General features: G+C 66.6%; 10 protein-coding genes. 1 reads left to right on the top strand and 9 read right to left on the bottom strand.

The window, feature by feature from the left end; translation table 11 throughout:
* Positions 1-118 precede the first annotated feature (118 nt).
* Positions 119-388 (bottom strand): twin-arginine translocase TatA/TatE family subunit, encoded by a 270-nt coding sequence (gene tatA, locus Q5064_RS08255; RefSeq protein WP_302963773.1) that lies wholly within the window; start codon positions 386-388, stop codon positions 119-121.
* A 553-nt stretch (positions 389-941) separates the two neighbouring features.
* On the opposite strand from tatA, the gene Q5064_RS08250 reads away from it, so the two are divergent.
* A complete protein-coding gene (locus Q5064_RS08250; RefSeq protein ID WP_302963772.1) occupies positions 942-1,361 on the top strand; it encodes a metallopeptidase family protein in 420 nt (139 codons plus the stop codon).
* Here the strand turns inward: Q5064_RS08250 and Q5064_RS08245 are convergent.
* The 8 genes from Q5064_RS08245 to Q5064_RS08210 all read right to left on the bottom strand — a co-directional run bounded on the left by Q5064_RS08245 (position 1,352) and on the right by Q5064_RS08210 (position 10,882).
* Complete coding sequence (locus tag Q5064_RS08245; protein WP_302963771.1) at positions 1,352-2,446, bottom strand: 4Fe-4S binding protein; 1,095 nt, start codon at positions 2,444-2,446, stop codon at positions 1,352-1,354. The genes Q5064_RS08250 and Q5064_RS08245 overlap by 10 nt on opposite strands.
* On the bottom strand, positions 2,443-3,180 hold the full coding sequence (locus Q5064_RS08240; RefSeq protein WP_302963769.1) for a 4Fe-4S dicluster domain-containing protein: 738 nt from the start codon (positions 3,178-3,180) through the stop codon (positions 2,443-2,445). The genes Q5064_RS08245 and Q5064_RS08240 overlap by 4 nt, the downstream gene beginning before the upstream one ends.
* Positions 3,181-3,190: 10 nt before the next feature.
* A complete protein-coding gene (locus tag Q5064_RS08235; RefSeq protein WP_302963768.1) occupies positions 3,191-3,883 on the bottom strand; it encodes a molecular chaperone in 693 nt (230 codons plus the stop codon).
* A gap of 137 nt (positions 3,884-4,020) precedes the next feature.
* Complete coding sequence (locus Q5064_RS08230; protein WP_302963766.1) at positions 4,021-4,833, bottom strand: DmsC/YnfH family molybdoenzyme membrane anchor subunit; 813 nt, start codon at positions 4,831-4,833, stop codon at positions 4,021-4,023.
* Positions 4,834-5,466 carry a 4Fe-4S dicluster domain-containing protein gene (locus tag Q5064_RS08225; RefSeq protein WP_302963763.1) on the bottom strand — a complete coding sequence of 211 codons (633 nt, stop codon included), beginning with the start codon at positions 5,464-5,466 and terminating at the stop codon, positions 4,834-4,836. It lies immediately after the preceding gene.
* Positions 5,456-8,236, bottom strand: coding sequence for a molybdopterin-dependent oxidoreductase (locus Q5064_RS08220; protein WP_302963762.1), 2,781 nt, complete (start codon positions 8,234-8,236; stop codon positions 5,456-5,458). The genes Q5064_RS08225 and Q5064_RS08220 overlap by 11 nt, the downstream gene beginning before the upstream one ends.
* A 226-nt stretch (positions 8,237-8,462) precedes the next feature.
* Positions 8,463-9,047 carry a hypothetical protein gene (locus tag Q5064_RS08215; protein WP_302963761.1) on the bottom strand — a complete coding sequence of 195 codons (585 nt, stop codon included), beginning with the start codon at positions 9,045-9,047 and terminating at the stop codon, positions 8,463-8,465.
* Between the two features lie 176 nt (positions 9,048-9,223).
* Entirely contained in the window at positions 9,224-10,882 is a 1,659-nt protein-coding gene (locus Q5064_RS08210) for a helix-turn-helix transcriptional regulator (protein ID WP_302963759.1), read from the bottom strand.
* Positions 10,883-10,918: the final 36 nt, after the last annotated feature.

The following is a 10,918-nucleotide window of genomic DNA, read 5'->3' as shown; positions in this document are numbered from 1 at the left end:
TTTTGTTTTTTTGTTTGTTCTTTTTGGTGTGTGTTTTATATATCCATCGGGGGGGGGCGCCCCCCCCCGCGCGGGGGCCCCCACCACGATATACCTTGGTATGCGAAGGGCGGTTGTGCTACTCGGCCTTCTTCTTCACGACCTTCTTGACGGTCTTCTTCGGGGCCGGGGTCGGTTCCTCGACGACCTCCTCCACCACCTCGACGACCTCGTCGTCATCGGCGGCCTCCTCGACTTCCTTCTCGCCGGCACCCATGCCGTCGCGCAGGTTCTTCACCGTCTTGCCGAGGGCGCTGCCGAGTTTGGGCAGGTTCTTCGGGCCGAAGATGAGCAGGATAACGACCAGGATAATGAGGAGCTCGGGAACTCCCATGCCCAAAATCTTCATGCATTCCTCCGTTGAGTCGGGCCGGCTGAGCCGTGCCGCTGCTTGTCTCAGGCGCGACGCGACGAACAAGCCCCGTAGCCGTCCCCCGTGAAGCGCTCCTTTGTGCGCGGGCAATGGTAGCACAAACGCCGAGGCCGCGGCCGAACTCGCACAAATACTTCAACGATGCCGGCAAGTCCGAGTGCGCCGGCCCTCGTGGCGAAATTGCGACGCCGGCGAGCCCTGGCGCGCGAGCTCGCATGGCAAGATTGCAATGCCGGGTCCTCCGGGCGCGCGAGGCTGTGTAACCAAACCACGATGCCGGCGAGTCCCGGCGCGCGAGCCCGCATGGCAAGATTGCAATGCCGGGTCCTCCGGGCATGCGAGCCCGTGTGACAAAATTTCGCGCGAAATGGCTTGAAAAATACGGTTTTGTTACCGATTCGGCTGCTCTCCCCTGGCCGCGAGAATCGCGACCTGGGAAAATGCAGCCACATAAGCCGTCAGCGCCCTCAGTTTCGCCGCTTTCGGTAACAAAACCGTCGATTCTAAGCCATTTCAAGGAGGAAAAGGTATGCACCGCATGACCGACGAGGAATTCGAGGCCGCCATAGCCGAGGCGCTCGACGCCATGCCCGCGCAGTTCCTCGATGCGCTCGAGAACGTAGCCGTCGTGTGGGAGGACGAGCCGAGCGCCTACCACCTGGGCTACGACGACGCATGGGGCGACCCCGAGGACGCAGCTGACGGCTCGGAAGGCGACGAGCTGCCCAATGATTTGCTGGGGCTGTTCGACGGGCTGTCCATTGTGGAGCGCGCAAACGGCTACGACGACGATATCCCCGACGTGATCACGGTGTTCAAGGGGCCCCATGAGCGCTGCTTCGAAAGCCGCGAGGAGATCGTGGAGGAGATCGGCAAGACCATCGTCCACGAGCTGGGACACTACTTCGGCCTCAACGAGGACCAGCTTGCCGCCATGGGCTACGAGTAGCGGATCTCCGGAGATGGCGCCTCGTCGGCGTGTTTCGACACGCGCGGCTTCGGAATGCGGGCGGGCAGCGCGTCGAAGGTGATGGAGGCGGTGGGGCAGGCGCGGGCGCACTCGCCGCAGCGGGTGCAGTCGCCGAGCTGCACGGCGCCGTCGGCATCGTGCATGTCGATGCGCTCGGAGCATACCGCCGTGCATACCGTGCAGGCCGCGCCATCGGCGCGCAGGCACGTGCCCTCGTTGATGCGCGGACGGAACAGCGGCCCGAACTGACCGGCGATGTTCAGAAGACCGGCAATGGGGCACAGGTTCATGCACCACTTGCGGTACAGCACGAGCTCCACGATGAGCGCGGCGGGAAACACCACGACCGACATCGTTACCTGCTTGTCTACGATGAGGTGCCACAGCGACCCTACGGTACCGAAGGTGAGTCCGATGGGGCACACGAGGCAGAACAGGGGGAAGCCCGCGATGAGCGCCGCCACGAGCACCGCCGCGAGCGTCCAGGTGCGCGGGTCGCGCCCCACATGGGAGACGCGAGCGCGCCAGAGCCCCTGCACGGCGGCCTTGGCGGCGCAGCCTCCTTCGGCCTTCGGCGCATCGGTCGCAGCGGAAGTGGCGGTGTCCGAGCAGCTACGGCTGCCGCACGTCGGGGTGACGCCCTCGATGGCGCGCCCCGCCTCGGCGGCATTGGGGCCCTCCCCCGAGCCGATGCCCGTAAACTTCGGCTCGCGCTTGAAGAAGCGGCGGATGACCGGGGCCGGGCAGCCCCAGGCGCACCAGGAACGCCCGAGCAAGAGCGCCATCACGAGCACTACCGCCAATGAGATAAGCGTCACGGGAATGAGCGCCCTGCTGGCCAGCAGGGCCTCCAAACCGCCCAGGGGGCACAGCAGGAAGAACTCGCCGATGCCGAAGGAAGAGGGTGTGCCGAGCCCCGAGTCGAAGGCAAGCGACACCAACACGGCCGCGAACACAGCCAGAAGCGTGACCGTGCGCGCCCGGCGCATGGCGCGACCCTGCCGCACGCCGCGTCCGTCGATGGCGCGGGCGGCCTCCGGCACCTCCATCGTCTGCTTGCTCACGAGACCCTCCCCTCTTCAAAGGCTTTCTCGGTTACCACGTTGATGCCGCGCCGATAGCCGCCCCCGAACGAGGTCAGCACGTTGGCCGGGCAGATATGCTCGCATTCGCCGCAGCCGTTGCACTTGGCGGCGTCCACCACCGGGTGGCGCTCGTCGTCGTAGGAGAGCGCCTCGTACTCGCAGGCGTCCACGCAAATGCCGCAGGTGCCCACCTGGTCGAACGCCACGCAGCGCTCGGCGTCCACCACCGCCACGCCGATGCGGCCGCCCGCCGGATTCAGCGGATCAACCGAGCCGATGGCGCCGGTGGGGCACACCTGCCGGCACTCGTCGCAGAAGGTGCAGCGGTTTCCCGCGAAGGCGAGGTACGGCGTGCGCACGCCCAGCACCCCCTGCTCGATGGCGAGGGGCGCCACCACGTCGGTGGGGCACACGGAAATGCAGCGCTCGCAGCGAATGCAGCGCGCCATGAAGTCGCCCTCGGGAAGCGATCCGGGCGGCCGCAGCACGTCGGCCTCGGCCACGAGCGGGCGCGAGAGCGCCCCGAGCGCCACGCCGACCGCCACCGCCACGCCGCCGATGAGCAGCGTGCGGCGCGAGAAGCCGGGCGAGGCGTCGGCCGCAACTGCCGCTTTCCCGCTGCCAGCCCCACCGCCGCCTGCCGATGCTGCGGGTGCCTCGGCCGTTGATGCCGCGGGCGCGCCAGGCGCCTTCCCCTCGTCTCTCTTCTGCATAGGAGCCCCCTTACGCCGCCTGCGCCCCGTCGATCTCGGCCACGATGACCTCCATGGCCGCACAGCTGGCCTCGGCAGTGCCCTGGGCCACGAGCAGCATGCCCGGGTAGAAGGCGAGCGTGGCGAACTCGCGCACCGCCCGGCTCAAATCCGGCAGCCAGTTCAGCAGATGCCGCTCGATGAAGGAGTACTGGCGCGCGAGGTTGGCACGCACCTCGGAGGCGTCGCCCTCCTCGGCCAAGGCCGCTGCCCGCTCGTTCATCACGGCGAGATACTCCAACTCGAAGGCGAGATGGTCTTCCGGCTCGTGCAGGTCGGGGTCCACCTTGAAGCCGTCGCGGGCGAACCAGCGCACGACATCGTCGCGGGACTCCTGCATCATGATGCGCTCGGGACTGGTGAACACCGATTCGTAGGGAATGGCCGTCTTGTCGCTTTTCACGTACACGCCGGCGGCCAGGAAGATACGGGCGTACTCGCAGGCCAGCTGCGTGCGGCGGTCGGAAGCCGAGAAGCGGAAGTAGCGGCGCATGAGACGATAGCCCTCATCCAGGCTCTCGTTGCCGGTATCGGTGGGAAAATCGATGGCGGCAACGGCCTCGATGGCCTCGTCGTTCAGCTCCTTGAAGACCATCTGGGACAGAAAGCGATAGGTCTCGGCGCTCTCGCGCAGATAATCGATGATTTCCTGATCGAGGGCCATAGCGCCCACCTCCTGGTTCACGAAATAGGTTCAGCGAAGTTCAACAGTCGCGAGGGCACGGGAGCAAGCCCATCCATCGCCTGAAAAGGGAGGAGCGGCCGCGATCCGCACGGAGGCGGCCGCTCCTCCCGCGCCGCTTAGTCGAGCGGCATGAGGAAGAAGTCGAGCAGCGGGGTACCCACGAGCCACATGGCCACGCGCAGGGCCACAGCGGCCAGGGCGGCGGCGATGGCACCCACCACACCGGTCGCAACGGCGCTCTTCGGCATCTTCCACGCCACGGCACCGCAGACGATGGCCGCCACGGCGCCCACGAACAGCAGCACTGCCCAGGGCATGGCCAGCGCGCTCACGGCATCGGCAGCCCCGAGCACGAACGCGCCCGAGAGCACCGCGCCGGCAGCACCGCCGATGACGGCGAGCAGCCCGGCGAAGGCGCAGGCGCCCTCATCGGCCTTCGCCGCGCCCTTCATGAGCAGGTTCACCGCGCAGCCGAGGGCCGCCGCCGTGCAGCCGTAGGCCGCAGGCAGCGCCGGCGTGCACCACACGGCACGGGCGTCCATCATGTAGGAGGCGCCGCAGGCGAAGGTGAAGATGGCACCCACGAGCGCGGCCGCCAGGCCCACGCCCATAAGCGCGCCCTTCGAGGAGCCGCGCACGAGCAGCACGAAGTACACGGCGATGAGCACGCAGGTCACGCCGATCATGGCAGCCTCCACGAAGATGCCGGAGGTCGGGTGGTTCAGCGCCTCCAGAATGCGATCGACGTGCTTCAAGTGCGTCACCGACAGGCAGCCGCCGACGGCCAGCAGCACGAAGGACACGATGGACTCCGCCTTCGTGGGCAGCTCGCCCTTCTTCGCCAAGGCCCCGATCATCGAGGCGGCGAAGAGCCACGCGCCGGCACCGCTCACCACGGTGAACAGCACCAAGGACCACTGGATTTCCATTTAGTCCACACTCCCCTCGGTCGTCACGTACTTGCTCGTCTGCTGCTGAAGATCGTCCACGCGCCACTCGCCGAAGCGCGACGAGAGGATGTAGGAGGTCAGCGGCTTGTTGCCCACGTCGGGCAACTGGTGGACGGCACTCGGATCGGCCGCGGCGAGCGCCTGGGAGGCATCTGAGTTCGGGTCGTCCAGATCGCCGTAGTAGCGGGCCGTGCCGCAGCAGTTCTTCACGCAGGCAGGTTTCTCGCCGGCGGCAGTCAGGTGGTTGCACAGCGTGCACTTCTCCACGACCTGCTGCTCCTCGTTCCACGAGCGCACGCCGTAGGGGCAGGCCATCATGCAGTACTTGCAGCCGATGCACTTCGACTTGTCCACGAGCACCACGCCGGTGGCCTCGTCGCGGTAGGAGGCGCCGGTGGGGCACACGTGGGTACAGGGCGACTCCTCGCACTGCTGGCACATGGTGGGCAGCCAATAGGTCGACACATGGGGCCACTCTCCGAAGGGCTCCACCTGCACCACCTTGTTCCAGCGCTCGCCGAGGGCGATGTCGTTCTCCAACTTGCAGGCCAGCTCACAGCTGTAGCAGCCGATGCAGCGGTCAAGGTTGACCACAATTGCGTTACGCGCCATAGACGGCATTACCTCCTCCAGTGTTCTCAGACGGCTCGGGCAGCCACGGCGCGAAGTCCGCAGGCTCGGTCCACACGCCCTCGGGCGCGCCGTCGGCCTTGGTCACGTTGATCTGAATGCCGCGCAGGGTGTAGGTTCCGTACACGTCGTTGAACGGGCACTCATCGTTGTTCTGGGTGAGCACGTTGATGTTCATCACCTGCCACGCGCGGTTCGGGTCGTCCGAGTCCAGCAGCTCCGGATTCCAGAAGCGCTCCTGGTAGATCACCTTCGGCGCCACCGACTTGGTCACGCGGGCACGGCCCTGGGTCTTGCCGCGTTTGGATTCCAGCCACAGCCAGTCGCCGTCCTCGATGCCGATCTCGCGGGCGGTCTCGGGGTTGATCCAGGTCTCGGGGTACGGGAACAGCTCGCGGGTCCACGGCGTGTTGCGCAGGGTGCCGTGGTGGAAGATGGGCAGACGTCCCTGGGTGAGCGCGTAGGGGTAGTTCGCGTCGTAGCCCGGATCCCCCTCCACCGGGGACTCGAAGGGCTCCAGGTAGTAGGGCAGCGGGTTGTAGTTGTCGGACGCGGGGAACACGTCGGTCGCCGGGTCCATGGAGCCCGTGCCGTCCACGGCGCCGGTGAGGCCCAGAAGGATGTTGCCGTCGAAGTAGGGCTCGGTGCGCTTGGACGTGGTGTGGAAGCCCACGGGCAGGTTGTTGTTGTCCGGATCGGGCACGAGGTGGCTGTCGTAGGACTTGTTCGCGTACTCCTCGATGGTCTGGTACTCGGAGGGTGCCTGGGCGTCGAAGGTGGCCCAGTCCCAGTCCTCGGTGCCGTAGTAGAAGCTGCCCACGAAGTAGCCCACGTAGTCCATGTACTCCTCGTAAGTCTTCCAGTAGGTGCCGTAGAACTTGCCGGCAATGTCGGGGTTGAACGAGTCGATGGCGCGCTGGTGCCCGCGCTCGGCGAGCGCCGCCGCCAGCCACGACCAGTGCATGCACTCGTCCACGGCCTCGTAGAGCTGGGTGCAGGCGCGGCGGATGGCGTAGGTGTTCAGGCGGTCCTGGGCGTAGTTGGTCTCGAGCCACTCGGCTGTGGGCAGCACGTAGTCGGCCAAGCACACGCTCGTCGTGGTCCAGTGCATGTACATATGCACGTTCAGATCGGTGGTCATCATAGCGTCGTAGAAGCGGCTCGCGTTGCCGATCATGGCCAGCTTATTGCCCGAGCGCTCGATCCAGATGCGCGGGCGGTAGGGCTCGCCGGTCTCGATGGCCTTGAGCACCGTGGGGATGTGCGAGGCGAGCCAGTGGCCGAGGCCCTTGTGCTCGGTGTAGCCGAGGCGGGCGTTCGCCTCTTCCTCGGGCATGCGCAGCGGGTGATCGGGATGGTGCAGGCCGAAGGGCTGCACGACGTAGTTGCAGGGCTCAACGTAGCAGGGGCGATCCTGCACGATGGCGCCGGGGGTGCGGATACAGCCCATGAGGATGTCGAGGATGGCATCGCCCTGGGCGGCCTGGGCGGAGTTGCGCGCCTGGTCGGTGGCCACGCCGAGCGAGATGCCGGCGTTCGGGCAACCCTCGGCGTAGATGTTGATGGCCTTCTCGATCTCGGCGGCGTCGAGCCAGCACACCTCGGCGGCCTTCTCGAGCGTCCACTCGTCCACGTGCTCCTTCATCACCTGGAAAGCCGTCTTGGCCTTGGCGCCGTTGGGCAGTTCGTACTCGCCGAACATGGCCGGGTCCAGGGTCTCGTCGAAGGGGTAGGGCATGGCCTTCGCGGAGTTGGTGGCGTTGTCCCACACCACGTACTCGTCATGGGAGCCCAGCCCCAGCTCGTCGGCGCGGTAGGTCAGCTTCGTCTCGTCGTTCACGAGGAACGGCAGGTTCGACCACTTGGTCACGAACTCGTGGTTCCACAGGTCCTTGTCGATGATGTAGCGCATCCAGGCCAGCATGAGGGCCACGTCGGTGCCGGGGCGGATGGGCAGCCACACGTCGGCGCGGGCCGCATCCGGCGTAAGGCGCGGGTCGATGACCACGGTCTTCATGCCGTTGCTGCGCAGCTCGGTGACCACGCGGCCCGTGGAGCCGATGCCGTGGGTAGAAGGGCCCACGCCCCACATGACATAGCACTTGGTCTGGCAGTCGGGCAGATACACCTCGGTCACCGGACCGTCGGCCAGCGACGTGTCGGCGGTGCCGTTCAGGCAGAACTCCATGTGATTGCGCGGCAGGTAGCACTGGGCGCAACCCGGCTCGAAGAAGTTGCCACCACCCCACACCGACAAGAAGCGCGCAGGGCTGAAGAACTGCGGGTTTCCGCCGCCACCCGTGGAGCACACGAGCGACTTGGGGCCTTCCTTCTGGTAGTACTCCCACATCACGTCGGCGATCTCGTTGATGGCCTGCTCCCAGCTGATGCGCTCCCACTGGTTGCTCCCGCGCTCGCCGACGCGCTTCATGGGGTACTTGATGCGGTTGGGGTTGTAGAGCGCCTGGATGCCGGCGAGGCCCTTGGCGCACGAGGCTCCCTTGTTCATGGGATCGCCCGGATCGCCTTCCAGCTTCACCACGCGGCCGTCGCGCACATGGGCGATCATGCCGCAGTTGTTGAGGCAGGCGCGGCAGATGGTGCGAATCTTCTGCGTCTCGCCCGACTCGGCGGCCAGAGCCGGCTCCACCTCGATGAGGTTCGAGGTTGCAGCACCGGCCATGGCGGCGGCTGCGGTGGCGAAGGCGCCCAGTTTCACGAAACCGCGTCTGCTGATGTTCGTCTGAGCCACTATTCCTTCCCTTCTTCTCGTCTTGGAACGTATTGGTAGGGTCGTGCTGATATCGGAAACGCTGCCGGCGAGCTCTACCGGCGGCGCTGCCTTCGAATGGGAGGCGCATTCGCGCCCGGTCGCCGTGCGGGGAGAGGCGGGTTGGGAGGCCTCTCCCCCGGCGAAAGGAGGGAACGGAGGCAGCAGGCGGAGTGAGGAGCGAAGACCCGCGGCCTCGGGAGTTGACTTAGGCGGCGATGAGCGCCCGCCCGGTCTCGGTGACGCGCCAGGCACCATTCCACACGATGCCGCCGGCGCTCTCCAAAGCGTCGATGAAGTACTGGGGATACACCTTCTTGGCCGCGGGCGCCGGCTGGGCTTCGATGACGGCTTCCACCGTCGCGCGGTCGGCACCGGCATCGGTCGCGCACGCAGCGAGAACGGCGCGGAAGATGTTTTCGTAAGCGGGACGGTCGGCGAAGAGCTCGCGCAGGGTGCGGGCTGGGTCGTAGGCGGCGGCCAGGGCGCGGCCGGCCTCGGTGGCGCCGATGCGCACCTCGACAACGGCATCGTCGGGCACCGACTCGTCCAGCTGCATGTCCGCGAGCGTGCCGGCGTAGGGCTCTCCGTTCACGAAGGACTGCTCGGCCAGGGCCCCGGCGCGCACGAGCATATCGATCACGGCCGCAGGCGACTGGGGATACGACGGCTGCCATCCCTCCCGCGCGGCCGCTTCCAGCGCCGTGCGGTCGGCGACCTCGTCGGCCAAGGCCAGCACCTCTAGAACAGGCTTCTTGAGCAACGGATTATGGGCGATGAGATCGGTTCCCATGATGCCCCCTCTCGATTCGGCTTTCGCTCTCTCGGGGTGCATTCTAGGCAGCCTTCGCCGCATCCCGCATGACCGAAAAAGGAGGGTTTCGGTAATGATTCCTCGCAGCGACCAACCACATAAAAAGGACTACGAGCCTTGTTTTCCCAAACCAAATTTATTTCTACTTGAGAATATTATTCCTCGATGAGATCATTCAACCGATCGAGCAGCTCCTGGCGCGTATGCACGTCGAGCTTCGTGTAGATGGAACGCAAATGGGAGCGGACCGTGTTCTTGGAGATGACGAGACCGTCGGCAATCCAGTTGGCCGAGCGGCCCTGGGCGAACAGGTCCATGATCTCTATCTCGCGCAGCGAGAGGCCGTAGCGCTTTTCGAGCAGCGCCACGCGGGCCCGCGCCTCGGCATCGGCAAGATCGCCGGCATCCGCGTCGGCCCTCTTACCGACGGCCGCTGCGCGGGATCCCCCAGCCGACGGCGAGGCGGCAGCCGAATCGCCGAGGCGCGCGGCGGCTGCCCCAGGCACCCCCAGCCCGGCGCTCGTCACGGCCACCGCCGGGCACACCCCCGTGGCCCGCAGCAGAGGGCGCACCGAGGGCACCGGCGCCAGCAGAATGGCCTTGATGTCGCGCTCGGTGAACAGCAGCGTGAGCACGAGTACCACCGCAAAGGCCATCACCGCCCCCACGGCCATGCGCACAGTGGCATCGCCGTAGGCAGGCGCGATGAGCGCGCCGACTGCCCAGCCAGCCGCCGAGATGAGGAAATAGGCGGCCTGCCCCAATGCGAAGGCGCGCACGCTGGAGAAGCCGAAGCGGAAGGCCATGAACGCCATGAGACAGCTGAAGACGAGCCACAGCGTTTCCTTCCCGATGCTCAGAAGCGAGATGGGGGCGCCGAAGCAGGTGGCGAGCATGAGCCCGATGCCGCCGATCATAAGCGCCGTATAGGCCACCCGCGCCCCCTTGCGCCGGGCGGCCAGGCGATTGACGAGCCACGCGAGCACCACGCCGATGAGCCCGATGATGGCCACGATGACCGAGCCCTCCCAGCCGTACAACTCGCCGCCCTGCAGGCTGGAGGAAATGCCCCGCGCCACACCAGCCGTGAGCGCCACAATGGCCCCGGCTGCCACGAGCTTGCCGTACAGCGCCACGACCGCGCCGCTTCGCTTACCTTCCCCCTTTTGCCCCGCGGCCGGCCCGTAGGGGTCGCTGTAGGGCATGCACAGCAGCAACGCCGACAGGAGAGGCAAAGCAGCGATATAGAAGACGGCCCATGCCGCGGGAATGCCGAGCCCTACGAAGTACAGCAGCGCCGCCAAAACGAGGGAGACTGCCCCGGCAGTCAGCGAGTCGGAAAGGCCCACCGTGCCGTAGAGGCGCCCCACCTTCAGGCAGAGCGCTCCGGTTCCGGCCCCCGTGACCGCCGCCGCCACACAGAACACCGGCGCACCCCCGAGGAAATCCGAGAAGGCCACGACCAGCGTCGCACAGGCAGCCAGCACGCCAGCTGCCACCACCGCTTTGGGGGAATCGACCAGGGCGGTGAACCGGCGGCGGCACGCGGCGGCCACGAGCATGGTGACGCCGATGGCGACGGTGGAGATGAGGTACATGTGCAGTACCAGCGACGGCGCGGCATCCGACGGGAACAGCCTCACGAGCCGCGTGGAGAAGTAGCACAGCCAGATCCAGGCCCACCAGGCACCGAGGCCGAGGAATCGCAGGTAGGGCCATTGCTCGGCTAAAGGCGAGGGCGCCTCGTCGGGAAACCCCTCGAAATTCGCCGCCGTACGTTCGGCGGTACGTTCCACGTATTCTCTGCGCTCCATGGCGTCCCCCTCTGACTGAATTTCTCAGCAGTATGG

The sequence above is a fragment of the uncultured Adlercreutzia sp. genome, from assembly GCF_958431955.1.
In the GTDB taxonomy this organism is placed as follows: Bacteria; Actinomycetota; Coriobacteriia; order Coriobacteriales; family Eggerthellaceae; genus Adlercreutzia.
Note: the sequence above shows the minus strand (reverse complement) of the source record. Positions and strands in the feature narration are given on the sequence as shown.